General features: G+C 67.9%; 15 protein-coding genes and 1 pseudogene. 10 read left to right on the top strand and 6 right to left on the bottom strand.

Translation table 11 applies throughout. From position 1 onward, the window contains the following. Positions 1–33: 33 nt before the first annotated feature. On the bottom strand, positions 34–702 hold the full coding sequence (locus F3H57_RS04085; RefSeq protein WP_149754607.1) for a flagellar hook capping FlgD N-terminal domain-containing protein: 669 nt from the start codon (positions 700–702) through the stop codon (positions 34–36). A gap of 11 nt (positions 703–713) precedes the next feature. Beyond that, positions 714–1,274, bottom strand: coding sequence for a flagellar hook-length control protein FliK (gene fliK / locus F3H57_RS22075; RefSeq protein WP_188129591.1), 561 nt, complete (start codon positions 1,272–1,274; stop codon positions 714–716). A 2,377-nt stretch (positions 1,275–3,651) separates the two neighbouring features. Here fliK and F3H57_RS04075 point away from each other — a divergent pair. Continuing rightward, complete coding sequence (locus tag F3H57_RS04075) at positions 3,652–3,960, top strand: rod-binding protein (protein ID WP_223162942.1); 309 nt, start codon at positions 3,652–3,654, stop codon at positions 3,958–3,960. Beyond that, positions 3,953–4,309, top strand: coding sequence for a flagellar protein FlgN (locus tag F3H57_RS04070; RefSeq protein ID WP_149754604.1), 357 nt, complete (start codon positions 3,953–3,955; stop codon positions 4,307–4,309). The genes F3H57_RS04075 and F3H57_RS04070 overlap by 8 nt, the downstream gene beginning before the upstream one ends. 167 nt (positions 4,310–4,476) lie before the next feature. Here F3H57_RS04070 and F3H57_RS22460 read toward each other — a convergent pair. Next, a pseudogene (locus F3H57_RS22460) lies at positions 4,477–4,602 on the bottom strand (chemotaxis protein MotB); the annotation flags it as partial. Positions 4,603–4,835: 233 nt separating this feature from the next. Here F3H57_RS22460 and F3H57_RS04060 point away from each other — a divergent pair. Beyond that, positions 4,836–7,031 carry a YjbH domain-containing protein gene (locus F3H57_RS04060; RefSeq protein ID WP_223162941.1) on the top strand — a complete coding sequence of 732 codons (2,196 nt, stop codon included), beginning with the start codon at positions 4,836–4,838 and terminating at the stop codon, positions 7,029–7,031. Between the two features lie 2 nt (positions 7,032–7,033). After that, positions 7,034–7,711 carry a YjbF family lipoprotein gene (locus F3H57_RS04055; RefSeq protein WP_188129590.1) on the top strand — a complete coding sequence of 226 codons (678 nt, stop codon included), beginning with the start codon at positions 7,034–7,036 and terminating at the stop codon, positions 7,709–7,711. A gap of 103 nt (positions 7,712–7,814) precedes the next feature. Here the strand turns inward: F3H57_RS04055 and F3H57_RS04050 are convergent, their stop codons facing one another. Together F3H57_RS04050 and F3H57_RS04045 are read right to left on the bottom strand one after the other, a co-directional pair. Then, complete coding sequence (locus F3H57_RS04050; protein WP_149754602.1) at positions 7,815–8,426, bottom strand: sugar transferase; 612 nt, start codon at positions 8,424–8,426, stop codon at positions 7,815–7,817. Continuing rightward, positions 8,423–9,247, bottom strand: coding sequence for an NAD-dependent epimerase/dehydratase family protein (locus F3H57_RS04045; RefSeq protein WP_188129589.1), 825 nt, complete (start codon positions 9,245–9,247; stop codon positions 8,423–8,425). The genes F3H57_RS04050 and F3H57_RS04045 overlap by 4 nt, the downstream gene beginning before the upstream one ends. A gap of 139 nt (positions 9,248–9,386) precedes the next feature. On the opposite strand from F3H57_RS04045, the gene F3H57_RS04040 reads away from it, so the two are divergent. Then, positions 9,387–10,505, top strand: a complete 1,119-nt coding sequence (locus F3H57_RS04040) for a polysaccharide biosynthesis/export family protein (RefSeq protein ID WP_223162940.1) — start codon at positions 9,387–9,389, stop codon at positions 10,503–10,505. A gap of 376 nt (positions 10,506–10,881) precedes the next feature. Here the strand turns inward: F3H57_RS04040 and F3H57_RS04035 are convergent, their stop codons facing one another. Then, a complete protein-coding gene (locus F3H57_RS04035; RefSeq protein WP_149754600.1) occupies positions 10,882–12,438 on the bottom strand; it encodes a DUF2125 domain-containing protein in 1,557 nt (518 codons plus the stop codon). 137 nt (positions 12,439–12,575) lie between these two features. On the opposite strand from F3H57_RS04035, the gene F3H57_RS04030 reads away from it, so the two are divergent. The 5 genes from F3H57_RS04030 to F3H57_RS04010 all read left to right on the top strand — a co-directional run bounded on the left by F3H57_RS04030 (position 12,576) and on the right by F3H57_RS04010 (position 17,367). Then, positions 12,576–13,328, top strand: coding sequence for an SDR family oxidoreductase (locus tag F3H57_RS04030; protein WP_149754599.1), 753 nt, complete (start codon positions 12,576–12,578; stop codon positions 13,326–13,328). Then, positions 13,325–13,954 (top strand): enoyl-CoA hydratase/isomerase family protein, encoded by a 630-nt coding sequence (locus tag F3H57_RS04025; RefSeq protein ID WP_188129588.1) that lies wholly within the window; start codon positions 13,325–13,327, stop codon positions 13,952–13,954. The genes F3H57_RS04030 and F3H57_RS04025 overlap by 4 nt, the downstream gene beginning before the upstream one ends. Positions 13,955–14,505: 551 nt before the next feature. After that, on the top strand, positions 14,506–15,090 hold the full coding sequence (gene rimP / locus F3H57_RS04020) for a ribosome maturation factor RimP (protein WP_149754597.1): 585 nt from the start codon (positions 14,506–14,508) through the stop codon (positions 15,088–15,090). A 5-nt stretch (positions 15,091–15,095) separates the two neighbouring features. Further along, on the top strand, positions 15,096–16,709 hold the full coding sequence (gene nusA / locus F3H57_RS04015) for a transcription termination factor NusA (RefSeq protein WP_149754596.1): 1,614 nt from the start codon (positions 15,096–15,098) through the stop codon (positions 16,707–16,709). 10 nt (positions 16,710–16,719) lie between these two features. Beyond that, positions 16,720–17,367 carry an RNA-binding protein gene (locus F3H57_RS04010; protein WP_149754595.1) on the top strand — a complete coding sequence of 216 codons (648 nt, stop codon included), beginning with the start codon at positions 16,720–16,722 and terminating at the stop codon, positions 17,365–17,367. Positions 17,368–17,374: the final 7 nt, after the last annotated feature.

Genomic DNA, 17,374 nt, shown 5'->3' with positions numbered 1-17,374 from the left:
GCCCGTTCCGGTCACGCCGGTTTGCGACCGGTGTCACGACGCAACCCGCATCCCGAGAACCGCACTTTCGGGCAATTCCGTGCCGTCGCCCAGAACCAACTCCGACTCGCCGTCCGCGCCAAAGCGTGCTTCGATCACGCGGGCGTAGACCGCGGCATCGCTGGTGGCGATGCGTTTGTCGCCCTCGAAGCTTTCGACCGAAAAGCTGTAGGTTCCCTGCACGACCGGCTGTCCGAGGCTGTCGGTCGCGTCCCACGTGACCCTACGTGCCGCAGGATCGAATGACTGATGCGAGACGACAGTTCCGGACGCATCGGTCACCACCAGCCGGGCTGCAGTCGCGCCAGCCTCGGCCTCCGTATGAACCACCACCGGACCGCCATCGACCCGCGTCGGCACCTTGGCGAGCACGTCCGCGCCGACCCACGCCCTGAGCGAATCGAGCGCCGATCCACCGACCGCGGACGCGATCTGCGTGAGCAGTTCGTTGGCGACGACCTGCTGCTCCACGTTGGAGAACGTGGCAAGCTGCGAAGCGTAGTCGGTCGCGTCGAGCGGGTTCAACGGATCCTGGTTTCGGGCCTGCACGGTCAACATGCGCAGGAACGTGTCGAAGTCCGATGCCAACGCGGCGCGCCTCGGACCGCCGGTGTCAGTGGCAGCGCCCGTGGCGCCGGCAGAGAGGGCAGTGACTTCATTCATGTTGGTGCTCCTCAAATCCGAATATCGAGCCCGGCATTCCGGGGCAGTTCGTTGTCCTGCGCGGTCTCGGCCTCATCGACGGCAGGCATCGCATCAGAACTGCCGATTGCCGCGCCCTTCGGCGGGTCTTCCCCGGCGGCCCCGCCCCGCGCACCGCCGAAATCGAAATCGACCGAGCCGAACCCGGCATCAGCAAGCTCGCGGGCAAGCAGATCGGCGTGGCGCCGCATCAGATCCAGCGTGTCGGGCCGCTCGGCACTGACGTGCAGGACGATCGCCGTCTCAGTCTGATGCAACTGCATCCGGACGAGCCCCAGATCGTCGGGCCGCAGTTTCACCTCGACAGGGCCGTCCCGCAGATGGCCGATGACCTCTGCAACCTGACGCAAGGGGGCCTGGATCGCCGCCGTCCCGGGCGCCGCCCGCGCGGACAGCCCGGGCATCGGGGGAGAAGACGTATCGCCACGCGGCGCCATCAGTTCTTCGAGCGGCTCACCGTCGCCTCCTGCCTCCTGCCCGGCTCCCGGCTCTGTCGGCTCCGTCTGCGCCGGAAACCCGCCGCCCGGCGGCATGATTCCTGCTCCGGCCGGGTGTGCAGTGGCAGTCGGGATCGTCCCTCGTGCGCCGGTCGTCGAGATGGTCTCCGAACCGCCCGGTCGGGAAGGTCGGGCCTCCTGATCCCGCGCGGTCTCCTCCCGCGGGGGCGGAGACCCCGAGTCACCGTCGCGCGGCATCGCACCAACGCCCTCCCGCAGGCCTTGAGGTGAGGCGACAGGAGTGCCGTTCGCCGCGTCGTTGCGTGTTGCGATCCGGACTGCAGAAGGGGTTGAAGCAACCGATCGAGAGGAGTGTGCGCTGCGCGATTGCGTCTCGGCACGCACGCCTGCCCGCGACGCAGGCTGCACCGAGGCATTGGGGGCAACGGATACGGCGCCGCGCCGCGCCGCCGTGCCAACCGCCCGCGGCGCACCCCGGTTCGGCGGCGCCGCATCCTGATCCCGCCGCTTCCCTGCTCCATCGGCCGAGCCTTCGAGTTCCCGAGGACGCCACGAAACAGAATTGATCTTCGCGCCCGCCCCGTGCGGGTCAGACCGTCCGGGAGCCGGATCGCCACGAAGCACAGGCGCTGGCTCGGTCGCGGAACCCTGGCTTACCGATTGCCGCGACATGTCGTGACCGGCCGAGAGGACACGGGCTTGTGTTGGATCGAAACGAGCCGCCGCATCCGCACCGGCTGCCACGGCCATTCTCGTCAGAGCTTCTGCAAATGGCTCGACTCTGCCGCCACCGGCGATGCCCTCCTTGGCCTCTCCGGACGCGCCGGCCAGTTCGCTTACTGCCGCTCTTTGTATTGCACCGTGGCTCCCGCTGGCACTAGCAGATGCGGGAGACGCCCTTCCTCGCGGTGTCGGCGCAGCCTTCGCAAAGGTCTCCCCCAGGGACTGCGGAGCGAGAGAGCGAGCCGTTTCCAGGGAGGAACGAGACAAACCTTCCGCACGCTCAGTGCCTCGTGCAACCGCGACGTCTTGATCCGAACCCGGGGTTGCGGAAAAGGGCCCCGGTTCGGGACGCCTCAATGCCGCCAAGCGCTCTGTACGAGAGCTGGAGGTTATTCTTTCGGCGCTTACCCCGGACGCTCCGACGGCTTCAGCGGAACTCACCGCAGCGCTCATTCGCGCGCCCGCTCTACCGCGCTGACCCGGATCCGCAGCCATGATCTGATAACTCTGCGTTCCCTGGGGGTCGCCTTGCGCCCCTGGCGTCTTGCCGGTCTGCTCGGACAGATGGCCGACTTGGGGCCGGCGCATCTGCGCGGGCGGAGATTCCGGACTTAGCGGGCTTGTTCCCTTGTTTACGGCGACAGCGTCAATACGCCATTCAATTCCGCCGGTCCGGACGTCCGTGGCCACGTCTGCAGCCGCCTCGGTCGACCGGGGCAATTCATCGTTGGCAGCGCTTGGAACCGGATCCGGCGGCGGCGCACCGCCCGCCTGTACACCTTGCTCGACGCTCGCCGCGGCCGCAGCCGGTTGCACATGCAATTCTTGCGCGGCGCCGGGCATGCGCCCGACACCGGCGGACCACCCCGCCTGAGCGCTTGTCAGCCCCTGCCGCATATCCGCCCCGCCCAGGCGCGCGGCCGATGGTTCCGCCAGGATCTGAATATCCGCCCTCTCGACTTGCCCCTGATCGTTCCGGCCGGTCGCGAACGGATCGGTTCTTTCGAAGCCTTCAACCCCGGTTCCGTCGGACACGGGAACCCTTCCGCTCTGCGCGTCGTGCCGAAGCGCCGCGACCGCTGCAGGATCCTTGCGGGCGGCAGGCGGCAGGGCATCGGTATTCGCCCGCCCCTCAAGTCCTTGCCCTCCCTTCATACGATCCGCACGTCCATCGTTTCGGTCAACGTCTGTTCTCGCCGTGGGCCGCGGCCTGGGTCCGGTCATCTCGGATCGAGAATGCGTGCGCCGGGGGACCGTATGCGCAGCGCCCGCGGTTGCTCTCTCCCCCAGACCCGGGCCCGAAACGCTTGGAGATGCAGTTTGCCGTTCAGCGCCAGATCCGGTTTCACCACCAAGACGGTCATTCTCTTCGACGGCCGTCCGCGGCAACTTCCCCCCGTCTTGTCCGCTGGATCGCGTCCCGTTCGCGTCCGGCGGGCCGTCCCCGCTCATCTTGGCATTCGCGGTCACGCCGTCGTCGCCGAGCGCTTTGCCGTTCCGGTTGGAGCCTTCGTCCCGCTCGAAATGGTCCGCGAAACTCAATCCCTCCCGCGCCTGGTCCTCACGTGCCCTGGACGGGGAAGCCTGCATCGACGGAGCCATGCTCGCACCCAGCTTCAACAGTCTCTGAATCATGCAATCCCCGATTCTTGCGGCTCTTCCGGAACTTAGGCGCACCCGAGTTACTGAATATTTACCGCCGCAAAGGAGCATGCGGAAAAACCGATCGATGGAGAGAACTCTGCAAACAGTCATGATAGCCGCGGCGGGAACGACGATCGTCAAATCCGGCCAACCCCTGACAGAGGCCGGCCGAACCCTTCGTGACGCCGCCGTCGGCCTCGAGGCTCAATTCCTGTCGGAGATGCTGAAGGCCGCAAGGTTCGGCAAGGCGCCCGATGCCTTCGGCGGCGGGGCCGGCGAGGACCAGTTCGCATCTCTACTGCGCGATTCGCACGCCCGCCAATTGGCCGAAGCCGGTGGAATCGGGCTCGCCGAACAGATATTCAACATGCTTAAGGACTCGTCCCATGACTGACACCCATCTCTCCCCGGTCACGGAACTCGACCGCCTGCTCGACGAGGAGCGCGACGCCCTGACCGGCGGACGCCTCGCGGCGCTGGAACCCCTGCTTGAGCGCAAGGCACAGCTGATCGACGCGCTCCGGAACGAGGCGTCCGAAGCGCCCGACCGCATCGCCCCGCTGCAGATAAAACTGAAGCGAAATCGCGAGCTGTTCGAGCAGGCTCTGGACGGGCTGCGGAGTGTGTCCGAGCGGCTGGAGGCGCTGCGCGAAGTCCGCAATGGCGGCGCCACCTATGACGGGCGGGGGCAGAAACTGACGCTCGACGCGGCGCCTCGCGGCCGGATGGAGAAACGCGCCTGATCGGTAAAAGTGTCGGCGTTGTGCGGTCGACGCTTAGCCGCACGTTAAGACATTTTCCCGATGGTGGCGCTGCGTTCGATACGGACGCGGTGGGAGGGGCGAAGCTAGATCCTCCCGCGACGGTCAGAACGGCCTAGCGAACCGCGCAAGCGGTAATGGAACGTCGCAAAAGCGACCGAAACTGTAGGGTCTATAACAATGGCCACCTTCCAGGCACCACCGTGATGCCCGCCGCCGCCCACCACCTTCTTTCGCTTGATGATGATAGGCGCACCATTCCCGTCGGCTGCCATAAGCTCCCACTCCACCTTATTTCGTTCACCCGGGGACAGGTATGCGGCATAAGTGTTTTGCAAGCATTAATGAGGGCTGGCGGCGCGGCGGCAACATCGTGGCAACGAAGTGCCGAAAACGCACATGTTGCGGCTTTCGCGCACGAGTTCCGGCTTTGCCACGCTGGTCCGCATGGACTTTGCGGCCGGCTTCTCGATAGAAGGGCGAGGAAGAAGAGGGGCTGGAGGTCTCGATGACCAGAGGGACGACCACGGGCCGGGGCGGCGCGACCATCGCGGCGCTGCTGGCGTGCACGATCCTGGCCGGCAGCGGCGCCGGGGCGCAGCAGCAACGGCTTTCGGGACCCTACATGGACGAGGTCACCGACCGTATCCCGAGCTACAACCTCTACGGCCTGCCAGGCCTGATCGACATGCCGACCGCCGAGATGGCGCCGGATGCCACGCTCGGGGCGACGCTTTCGCATTTCGGGAATTCCACCCGCACGACGCTGAGCTTTCAGATGCTGCCGCGCCTGATCGGCACGTTCCGTTACAGCCGTCTGAGCGACTCGAACATTCCCGGCAACCGCGACGGCGATTATTACGACCGCAGCTTCGACCTGCGCTTCCAGCTCCTGAAGGAGAGCTACTACCTGCCATCTGTGGCGGTGGGCCTGCAGGACTTTGTCGGCACCGGGGTCTATGCCGGCGAATACGTGGTGGCGACCAAGGAGATCCTGCCCGGTGTGCGGGTGACCGGCGGCCTCGGATGGGGACGGCTGGGCACCAACAACCCCATAGGCATGGTCGGCACGCGCCCCAACACGGTGAACGGCGCGCTCGATCCCGAGGTGATCGGCACGGGGGGAGAGGCCAACGTCGACACCTTTTTCCGCGGCGACGTCGCGCCCTTCGCCGGCATCAGCTGGGACGTGAACGACAAGTTCCGCGTGAAGCTGGAATATTCCTCGGACGACTACACGATCGAGGAAACCCGGACCACGAGCTTCGAGCGCGAATCCTCGGTCAATGTCGGGCTCGACTACACCTTCGACAACGGCACGCAGGTGTCGCTCTACCATGCCTACGGTACCGAGTTCGGGGCGCAGCTGACCTTTCCGATCAACCCGCGCACGTCGATCGTTCCGGGCGGGAACGATACCGCGCCGCTACCCGTGCGCCCGCGCCGCCCGTCGCGCGTTGCCGACCTCGGCTGGACGACCGACACGGCGCGGCAGGATCGCATCGCCACGGGCCTGAACGAGTCCCTGCTCGACCAGGGCATTCGGCTCGAGGGCATGTCGCTGGAGCCGGGCCGCGCGACGGTGCGGATCGAGAACCTGCGCTACACCGCCCATTCCCAGGCGATCGGCCGCACCGCGCGGACCATGACCCGGGCGGTGCCGGACTCGATCTCCGAGTTCGTCATCATCACCACCGTGGACGGGATGCCGACATCCACAGTCACTGTGCAGCGCGGCGATCTGGAGCGGCACGAATTCGACGCCGCGCAGACGATGTATGCGAAGGCCGACATCGGCGACGCCGCAGGGGGCCGGTTGCCGCCGACCTTCGATGACGCCTATCCGCGTTTCAACTGGCGGCTGCGGCCCTATCTCGAATATTCGGCTTTCGACCCGGACGAGCCGATCCGCACGGAGACGGGTCTGCGACTGAGCGGGTCTTACGTGCTGGCACCGGGTTTCGAACTGGCGGGGGCGCTCGCCTACGCGCTGAGCGGGAACCTCGAGGAGAGCGACGACAACGGCTCGGAGCTTCCGGCGGTTCGCACCTCTTTCCCGAACTACGTCGAAGATGGCCAGGCGCGCATGGAGAGTCTGACGCTCGGCTACTACACGCGTCCGGCGGAAGACCTCTACGGTCGCATCACCGCGGGCTATCTGGAACGCATGTATGCCGGCCTCTCGACGGAACTGCTGTGGAAGCCGGTGGACAGCCGGCTCGGCCTCGGGGCCGAACTCAACTACGTGCGCCTGCGCGAGACGGACCAGGGCTTCGGCATCCGCGAAAACGTCACGCCCTCCGGTGCGTTTCCCGAGCTGACCGGTCACGTCTCCGCGTATTACGACCTCGGCTACGGGCTCCACACCCAGCTCGACGTCGGTCGCTACCTCGCCGGCGATTACGGCGCCACCCTGTCGGTCGAGCGCGAGTTCGAGAACGGCTGGCGCATCGGCGCGTTTGCCACGAAGACGGATGTCAGCGCGGAAGAGTTCGGCGAAGGCTCGTTCGACAAGGGCATCACCATCACGATCCCCTTCAACGTCCTCGGCGGCAAGGCGACGCAGCGCACCCGGACCGAGACCATCCGCCCCATCACCCGCGACGGTGGCGCGCGCGTGTCGGTGCCGGGCCGGCTCTACGACCGGGTCCGCGACAGCCACGACCCGGAAATCGCGAAATCCTGGGGGCGGTTCTGGAGATGACGATGGCGATCCTGACGCGCGCATCCTGCGCTCTTGCCGTGCTGGCGGCCCTGGCCTCCTGTTCTCTCACCGACGACGGGGTCGAGGGCATCGACACCCTGCGCGGCATCAGCCAGCAGTTGCGCCAGGGCAACGAGCGCCCGGAACCGCTGTCGCAAACAGTGATCAGTCAGACGGTGTCACAGGTCGAAAGTCCGCTGAAGTTCATAGAGATCACCTCGCGCGGCGGCCAGGCGATCGTCGCGCCGATCCAGAGCAGCGGCGAATATACGACCTACGGCTCCAGCGCCGGACAGAACGTGGTGTTCCGCCACGGCATGCCGGTCCAGAGCCGGGGCTTCGGCGGCGATCTGATGTCCTCGGACGAGGATGCGCTTCTGGCGCTGCTGCGCGCGCGCCAGCGCGGGACTGCGGATTACGTGATGCGGTACCTGTCCGGCGACAACGACACGATCACCTATGTCTACACCTGCAACGTCCTGCCGCAGGGGGCGACCGGCTACGCGGCCGGTGCGGTCCGCGCCGACGCCACCGAGGTCGAGGTGCATTGCGTCAGCGAGACCGGGCCGGATTTCGTCTCAGAATACACCGTCGACGGCACCGGGGAGATCCTGGCGGGCCGGCAATGGTTCGGCGGGCTGACCGACTACCTCGTGTTCAGCACGCTGCGGCGCGATTAGGGCCGGCCGGCACGCCCGGCGGAGCGGGCCCGAGTGGGGGCCAGCCCCCACACCCCCGGAGTATTTCCGGCCCAAAGAAGCAGGCCGCCCGCGCCTGCCGGCTTCAGTGCAGGGATATCCGCCGGAAGACGGTGGCGAGCATCAGCTTGAAGTCCGAGCAGATCGTCCGGCGCCGGGCATAGGCGATGTCGAGCCGCGCCTTGCGCGGCACGCAGCGGCGGCAATAGACGGCCTCGGTTTCGGCGGCAGTGCGGCACGACGAGAGCAGCCGTTCTTCCGTCCGGTGATAGGCGAGGGTCGCAAGGCCCGTGATCCCCGGGCGGGATTTCAGGACCTCGGCATAGAGACCGGGGAACATCTCCACGTAGCGGCGCAGCGGCGGGCGCGGTCCGACGAAGCTGATGTCGCCGCGCAGGATGTTCCACAGCTGCGGCAACTCGTCGAGGCGCTTGCGTCGAAGCACGCGGCCCGTGGGCGTGATCCGCGAGGACTTGTCGCCGCCGGACACACCGCCGTCTGTCGCGGCGACGCGCATGGTGCGGAACTTCCACAGCGGGAAGCCTTTCGTCGGAGTCTTCATGCGCTCGGCGCGGTAGAGGATCGGGCGGCCGTCCCGGACCAGAACCGTGAGCGCCACGCCGAGGATCAGCGGCATCAGCACCGTTCCGAGAAAGAGCGCCGCCGAGATGTCGAAGAGCCGTTTGAACGGGGTCATGCGGGCGCCGCCTCCGCGCAGCGGCGCCAATCCGCCACGAGGTGATCGGGCTCCGCCGCCGCGGGACCGAGCCGGCAGATCCGCGCGAGCCGCCCGGTCTCGAGCGCGACACGCGCCGCGGCGCCGGGCGGTGCCGGGCGCCAGGTGATGGGGCGGCCGGCCGCGCGGGCGATGTCGTCCATGCCCGTCGCCTCGGGCGCCGCGACGTTCAGCGCGGGCGGCAATGTGCCCGGCTCGGCCATCGCCAGCGCGGCGAGAACCCGCGCGAGGTCGGACGGCGCGATATAGCTGCGCGCCGGGCCGGCGCCGTCGGCGAAGCGGTCCAGCGTCAGCGGCGTATCGTCCGAGAGCGCGGCGAAAAGGCTGTCGGCCCCGGCGACATTGCCGATGCGCAGTGCCACGGCGCGGGGTCCCCGCGCCTCGGCGAGCGCGGCCTCCATCGCCGCCTTGGCCGCGCCATAGGCAGTCTGCGGATCCGGCGCCGGATCCTCCCGCAGGGGGACCGGGCCCGGCCGGTAAACCGCCGCCGAAGAGGCGTGCAGCACCATGCGCGCGCCGAGTGCGTCGCCCAGCGCCTGCGCCGCGAGAGCAAGCCGAAGATTTTCGTCCAGATCGCGGCCCGGGCCCGGCGTCACGCCCCAGAGCGCGGCGATCGCGTCGGGCCGCGGAAGTCGATCGGTCGGTGCCCCGGGCGCCCAGAGGTGCAGATCCGCCCCGCTCCGGCCGACCGGTTCGAGCCGCGCGCGCGCGCCGACGGCGCCGGGCCAGGCCGCGCGCAGGAGCCGGCCGACCTTCCCGGTCGCGCCCAGCAGCAGAATCACCGGTGGCCTCCCGGCCCCTCGGGGCCCGCGTTGAGACATTTTTGGTCCATTTCCTCTGGAATTTGCCGTCAGCCTGTTTATCACCAAGCGGCGCGTCGAATAAAGAGAACAGACGAGCGGAAGAACGGGGGACCGGGGTTTGACAACCTTTGCCAGATTTGTCGCCATCGTCGTATCGCTGACGCTCCTGGCCGCGTGCAGCCTGCCGCGCGGGGCGGCGCTCCAGTCCGAGATCGTCGCGGAGTCGCGGTCGCAGACGCCGACCTTCCAGGTCGTGCCGGTGACCCGCGAGAACATGAAGGGCATCGCGACCTGGCCGGCGACAGGCAATTTCCGGTCGTTCAACTGGGTCGGCCATACCGGCGCCACGGATGCCACGGTGATCGCGCCGGGCGACATGATCGACCTGACGATCTACGACGCCGAAGAGAATTCGCTGCTCACCAACGCGGCCGAGACCTCGACCCGGCTCACCGAGCTTGAGGTCGACCACAACGGCATGATCTTCGTGCCCTACGTCAACAACGTTCGGGTGGCCGGGCTCTCGCCGGCCGCCGCGCGACAGACGATCCAGCGCCAGATGGAAATCGTCGTGCCGTCCGCGCAGGTTCTGCTGACGGTCTCCGAGGGCCAGGGAAACTCGGTCGACCTTGCCGGCGGAGTGACGCGGCCGGGCACCTACCCGATGCCATCGCGCAATTACTCGATCATGAGCCTGCTGTCCGCCGGCGGCGGCATCGTGACATCCTACGACAACCCGGTGGTCAAGCTGCTGCGCGGCGGAACCACCTACGAGATCTTCGCCGAGGATCTGTTCAGGTCCGGCGCCCGCAACACGACGCTGCAACCGCGCGACGTGGTGGTGGTGGACGAGGACGACCGGACCTTCACCGCGCTCGGCGCGACGGGATCCGAGGACCTCATCACCTTCCCCAAGCCGCGCGTGACGGCGCTGGAGGCAATGGGCCTGATGCGGGGGCTTCAGGACAGCCGCGCCGACCCCAAGGGCGTACTGGTGCTGCGCGAATACAACGCGTCGTCGCTGCGGGCCGATGGCACGGGGCCGAACCGGCAACAGGTGATCTTTTCCTTCGACCTGACCTCGGCCGACGGGCTGTTCGCCGCAAAGCAGTTCAACATCTACCCGGACGACACGGTCCTGGCGACCGAATCGCCTGTGACGGCGGCGCAAACGATCTTCGGGCTGTTCGGCACCGCGCTCGGCGTCGGCCGGCAGGCCTCGATCGTCGCGCAGTAGGATCGGCGGCGGCGGGTCCGCCGCAAACTGCGGACATCACCGTGTCCTGAAAGCGCCGGCCCGGGGTGGCCGGCGCTTGGTTGTCGAGCGGGACTCGAGTTCATTTTCGGGAATGGACGCTGGGTCACTGTGAGGGGGGCCGCCCCAAGAGCAGCCGTCCGGCTAACCTGCGCAAGGCCTCCGGTCGTACCGGGCACCGACCCGCGCAGCGTCGGGCTGCGGGCCCGAGATCCAGACCGACGAGCAGCAGCGCTTTATGGCAACTGCTTCGGCACGACCTCCGCAGCGGCCTGCGGGCTTGAAGTCCGCGCGGGTGCGCCGTCCGAAGCAGGCACCGAACCACACGGCGATTGGCCTCCTCCCCGAACGGCCCGCTTCAGCGGATACGCTGGCCGTTGGCGCGGATCTGGCCCTCGTCATTGATCTCGATCGTGGAGGTGAGCGTATCCTCCGCGTCGCCCGGGACGGTGAACATCGACATCATCATGCGCGCGCCCATCGCCTCTTCCTGGCCGATGAAGCCGAGCTCCACCAGCGTGTCGATCAGCCCGTCCGCCCCGCTCAGCCGCAGCGTCGCCTCGCCCTCGGGCGCCGGCACGCCATCGAAGCTCTCCATGTCCGAATTGTCGAAGGTGAACGCCCCCTCGCCGGTCAGTTCCGCGCCGACCGCGCTCAGGCGCAGCTCCTCGATCTCGAGCGAGTTGATCTCCCCGGGCATGCCGCCGGAACGCTCCAGCCGGGCCATCGCCTCGGGGTCGAGCAGGTTCGCGAACGCCGTCGCCGTGCCGCTAAGATCCAGCACCAGGTTGGCCGGATCGCGCGGCAGCGCGCCCGACGGGTCCATAAGGCTCCACAGCGTATCCGATACCGCGACATCGGTCAGCCGCAGCCCCAGGCCGAAGGGACGCGGCTCCTCGGATTCGGCAAGGGGCATCTCCATGCGAAAGCCCGCGCGCGACATTTCCGCGGTCACCGGGAACGGCAGATCCGGGCCGGTTGCCGCGTAGGCCACGCCCTCGGCGTCGAGTTCGATCGCCATGCCGCTCTCGGACAGCGCCATGCTGAACACGCCACGGTCCGCGACGCTCTGGCCCGAGCCCTCGCCCTCCGGACCGGAAAAGGAAAACTGGGTGGAGCCATCGCGATAGGACATCGCCGCATCGACGCTGAACCCGGCCTCCAGCATCGCGGCCATGTCGTTGGGGTCCCACCCCTCCGGCGCCCACCAGCTTCCGTCCAGCGTCACGTCCGCCGCCCGGCCGGCCATCGTGAATGTCTCCTCCGCGCCCGGCTCGGACTCGGGGCTCACGGCGGCGACATCGTAGGTCAGCGTGTCCGCGCTGGTCTCCTGCTCGACCCTCTGGCCGCCGTCCTCGGAGGCGACCCGCATGCGGCCCGACATCGCTTCGAGCCGCATCTGCCCGGAGGTATCGTCGCGGCCGACCGGCTCGCCGTCGATCACCAGCTCCGCCAGCCGGAGCTCGTAGCTGCCGGCCGCGTAGTCGTAGACGAGATCCTCGGGCGTGCCCGAGACGCTCATCTCGAAATCCGGCGACGACGTCTCGATCAGCATCCGCTCGGGCATGTCGTCGCCGTCGCCCGTCAGCTCGATCGGGATCGCGTCGGGCAGCGTCACCGTCACGGTGCCGTCGTCCTCGCCGGTCAACACGATCTGGTCGATGCGGATGGACACCTCGCCCTCCGCACCCTCGGCCTCGTCCGCAACCACCGGAAGGGTCATCACGATGTCGCTGACGCGCAGGCCGTCCGCGGTCTCCTCCTGCGTCGCCTCGACCTCGTATCCGGCGTTCTGCATGTAGTCCGACAGGTTGGCCCAGACCTCGGCCGGAGTGACGTCGGCGGCGGCCGGACCGGCGGCCGCGGTCAGCGCGAGCCCTGCGGTCGCGCGAAGAAGGGCGGAACGGCGGCGCATCGACGGATCCTTTCGGTTGCAACTCGAACGTTTTGTCGCGCGGACCTTCCGACGCGGGCCGGGCACGGTCAAGGGGCTGGACCGCCCCGGGTCGCGGCATTAACAAAAGTGTCGACATATCAAGGGAGCGCCACGACATGGACATGACGGGCAAGGTGGCGATGATCACGGGCGCGAGCCGGGGCATCGGCGCGGCGGCGGCGCGGCGCTTCGCCAAGGCGGGCGCGAAGGTGGCTCTGGTGGCACGAAGCGCCGAGGCAGTGGCCGACCTCGCCGGAGAGATCGGCGGCGACCAGGCCGTCGCGATCCCCTGCGACATCTCGCGCTACTGGGAGGTCGAGCACGCGGTCCGCAACTGCGTCACCGCCTTCGGCCGGATCGACGTGCTGATCAACAACGCCGGCGTGATCGAACCCATCGCGCATATGGCCGAGGCCGATCCCGAAAGCTGGGGCCAGGTCATCGACATCAACCTCAAGGGTGTCTTTCACGGCATGCGCGCGGTACTGCCGGAGATGCTGGAACAGGGCGGCGGCACGGTCCTGACCATAGGATCGGGCGCCGCTCACGGGCCGGTGGAGGCCTGGTCGCATTACTGCGCCTCCAAGGCGGGGGCGCTGATGCTCACCCGCATGGCCGACAAGGAAAACCGCGAGCGCGGCATCCGCGCGCTTTCGTTGTCGCCCGGCACCGTGGCCACCCAGATGCAGCGCGAGATCAAGGCCTCGGGCGTCAATCCGATCAGCCGCCTGGACTGGTCCGACCACATCCCGCCCGAATGGGTGGCCGAGGCGTTGCTCTGGATGTGCTCGGACGCCGCCGACAGCTATCTCGGCGACGAGATCTCGCTGCGCGATCCGGAAATCCGGGGCAAGGTCGGCCTGTCGTGATCCGAACCGCCGACGACGGCGCGCTCCGCATCCTGACGCTCGACCGCGCCGAGAAGGCGAATGCGGTGACCGCGGAGATGCTGCGCGCTCTGGCCGAGGCGGCAGAGATGGCGAGCGAAGATATGCTGGCCGGGCGCGGCGCGCGCGGGCTCGTGATCACCGGGGCGGGCACCGTTTTCTCCGCAGGCATGGACCTCGACGCGGCAAAGGCCGGTCTTGCCACCTCTCCGCTCTGGGAACGGGTCTCCGGCGCCGTCGCGGCGCATCCGGGGCTGACCATCGCGGCGCTGAACGGCACGCTGGCGGGCGGCGCCATGGGGATGGCGCTGGCTTGCGATCTGCGCATCGCGGTGCCGGGGGCGAAGCTGTTCTACCCGGTGATGAAGATGGGTTTCCTGCCGCAGCCCTCCGATCCCGGCCGCCTGAAGGCGCTGGTCGGCCCGTCGCGGGCGCGGCTGCTGCTGATGGCCGGGGCGAAGATCACAGTGGAAGAGGCGCAGGGCTGGGGCCTGATCGACCGGATCGTGGCGCCGGACGCCCTCATGGACACGGCACGGGATCTGGCGGCCGACGTCGCCGCCGCGGAGCCACGCCACGCGCAGGCGATCAAGGCGATGATCGGCTGAGGAGATCTTGCCGGGTTTCAGCCGCCGGCCAGAAGGCGCCGGGCCAGCGCCGGCCCGTGGGTCGGCGCTTCCTGACCTTCGAAGTCTGCGCTTTATGCCAGCCACGCCCCTCCGTCCTCCGAACGTCGCAAACGAGTGACAAAGCGCCGACCCGCCGGGACGGGTCATGCCGGGGGCATGCGATGCGCGCATGACGCTGGCCCGGCGCCTTCGGCTTGGTTCCGGGCCGATCAGCGTGAGGCTCTGAGAAATTGTCGCCGGCTGGAAGGCGATCGCCCTCTCCCCTCAGCAGCCTTCGGCGTGTCCCGAGCCGGTCCGCGCGGCTCTGCGGACGCCCCCTCACCCGCACCGCCCCCCCGTAGCGTGGGCAATCTGCCCACCCCCGCGCACGGAATCCCCTTGCAGACTCGGCCCGCGCCCCGTATATCCCGCTCAACAGCGGCGCGTCGGGCTCTGGTCCGAAGCACCACCGGATACGTCAGGCGGGCCGCGTGCCCGTTTTTTTGTGCCCGTGCGCCGGGCCGCCCGTAACCCGAAGCCGCGAGACCGTCATGTCAGACCTGATCGCCAAGACCGCCATGGACCGACGCCTGGCCGAGATCGTGACCCCCACGATCGAGGACATGGGCTTCGAGCTGGTCCGCATCCGCCTCCAGGGCGGCAAGAGCCCGCTTTTGCAGATCATGGCCGAACGCCCCGGCGGCGGGATCGAGGTCGACGATTGCGCCGAGATCTCCACGGCGCTCTCGGCCGTGCTCGACGTCGAGGACCCGATCCTGGACACCTACACGCTCGAGGTCGGCTCGCCCGGCATCGACCGCCCGCTGACCCGCCTGAAGGATTTCGACACGTTCGAGGGCTACGAGGCCAAGCTGGAGACGCATGAGCTCATCGACGGGCGCAAGCGCTTCAAGGGGGTGCTCGCCGGGGTCGAGGACGGCGAGGTGCTCGTCAACGTGGAGGAAGGCACCATCGGGCTGCAATTCGACTGGCTCGCCGATGCCAAGCTGGTGATGACCGACGAACTCATCCGCGAGATGCTCAAGGCCCGCAAGGCCGCCGGCACCGTTCCCGAGGACCTGGACGAGACGAAATTCGACGAGATCGCGGCCGACGACGCCGCGCAAGAGGAGTAACAAGAATGGCCATCACCTCCGCCAACCAGCTGGAGCTTCTGCAGACCGCCGAGGCGGTCGCGCGCGAGAAGATGATCGACCCCGCGCTGGTGGTCGAAGCCATGGAGGAGAGCCTCGCCCGCGCCGCCAAGAGCCGCTACGGCTCCGAGATGGACATCCGCGTGTCGATCGACCGCAAGACCGGCCGCGCGACCTTCACCCGCGTGCGCACCGTGGTCGAGGACGAGGAGCTCGAGAACTACCAGGCCGAGCTGACCGTGGAGCAGGCCAAGCAGTACCTCGCCGATCCCAAGGTTGGCGACCAGTACATCGAGGAAGTTCCCCCGGTGGAGATGGGCCGCATCGCCGCGCAATCGGCCAAGCAGGTTATCCTGCAGAAGGTCCGCGAGGCCGAGCGCGACCGCCAGTTCGAGGAATTCAAGGACCGCGCCGGCACGATCATCAACGGCGTCGTCAAGCGCGAGGAATACGGCAACGTCATCGTCGATATCGGCCGTGGCGAAGGCATCCTGCGCCGCAACGAGAAGATCGGCCGCGAGGCGTACCGCCCCAACGACCGCATCCGCTGCTACATCAAGGACGTCCGCCGCGAGACCCGTGGCCCGCAGATCTTCCTGTCGCGCACCGCGCCGGAATTCATGGCCGAGCTCTTCAAGATGGAAGTGCCCGAGATCTACGACGGCATCATCGAGATCAAGGCCGTGGCCCGCGACCCCGGCAGCCGCGCGAAGATCGGCGTCATCTCCTATGACGGCTCCATCGACCCGGTGGGCGCCTGCGTCGGTATGCGCGGCAGCCGCGTTCAGGCTGTGGTAAACGAGCTTCAGGGCGAGAAGATCGACATCATCCCGTGGAACGAGGACATGCCGACCTTCCTCGTAAACGCGCTGCAACCCGCCGAGGTCTCCAAGGTCGTTCTCGACGAGGACGCCGAGCGGATCGAGGTCGTGGTGCCGGACGAGCAGCTGTCGCTGGCCATCGGCCGCCGCGGCCAGAACGTGCGCCTCGCCTCGCAGCTCACCGGCCTCGACATCGACATAATGACCGAGGAAGAAGAGTCGAAGCGCCGCCAGGCGGAGTTCGAGGAGCGCACCAAGCTCTTCATGGACACGCTCGACCTCGACGAGTTCTTCGCCCAGCTTCTGGTCGCCGAAGGCTTCACCAACCTCGAAGAGGTCGCCTACGTGGAGATCGACGAACTGACGGTGATCGACGGCGTCGACGACGATACCGCCGAGGAATTGCAGGCCCGCGCCCGCGACGTGCTGGAGGCGCAGGCGAAAGCCGCTCTCGACAATGCCCGCGCGCTCGGCGCGGAGGACAGCCTCATTGACTTCGAGGGCCTCACCCCCCAAATGGTGGAAGCGCTCGCGAAGGACGGCATCAAGACGCTCGAGGATTTCGCGACCTGCGCCGACTGGGAACTCGCGGGCGGCTGGACCACGGTCGACGGCCAACGGGTCAAGGACGACGGACTTCTCGAACCCTTCGATGTCGGCCTCGAAGAGGCGCAGACCATGGTGATGACCGCGCGCGTGCTTCTGGGCTGGGTCGATCCGACCGAGCTTGAGTCCGAAGCCGAGGAAGACGAAGAACCCGACGAAACCGAGGAGGCGTGAGCCAGACCGCATGACCCGTGGCGGACAAGACAAGGAGCGGCCCGAGGGCCCCGAGCGCAAGTGCATCGCCACCGGCGAGGTGCAGCCGCGCCACGGTCTCGTGCGCTTCGTTGTCGGCCCGGACGCGGCCATCGTACCAGACATCGCGGGCAAGCTGCCGGGCCGCGGGATCTGGGTGGCCGCCGACCGCACCGCGATCGAACGCGCGGCAAAGAAGAACCTCTTCGCCCGCGCCGCCAAGGCGAAGGTATCGGTGCCCGAGGGCCTCGCCGAAGAGGTCGAGCGGCAGGTCGCGGCGCGGCTGATCAACCTGATCTCGCTGTCGCGCAAGTCCGGGGATGCCGTCGCGGGCTACGAGAAGGTCAAGGACATGCTCCAGAAGGAAGAGGCGCGCGTCCTGATCCAGGCAGAGGATGGCTCGAGCCGCGGCAAGTCCAAGCTTTCGACCCCGCATTTCGGAACGTATATCGGTTGGCTCACCGCAGACGAGCTGGGATTGGCCTTTGGCCGCGAAACTGTGATACACGCAGCGCTCGGCGCTGGCGGACTCACGAATCGTATTGTAGACGAGGCCCTGCGTCTGAAGGGCCTGCGCATCGCACCGGTCGCCTCGACCGAGGGTGCGACAGTCGGCGGCAGGGTCCGCCGGGAAGGATAAGAGACTT

The organism is Roseivivax sediminis, from assembly GCF_900112685.1.
GTDB classification, from domain to species: domain Bacteria; phylum Pseudomonadota; class Alphaproteobacteria; order Rhodobacterales; family Rhodobacteraceae; genus Roseivivax; species Roseivivax sediminis.
This window is presented reverse-complemented; position numbering and strand designations above follow the sequence as displayed.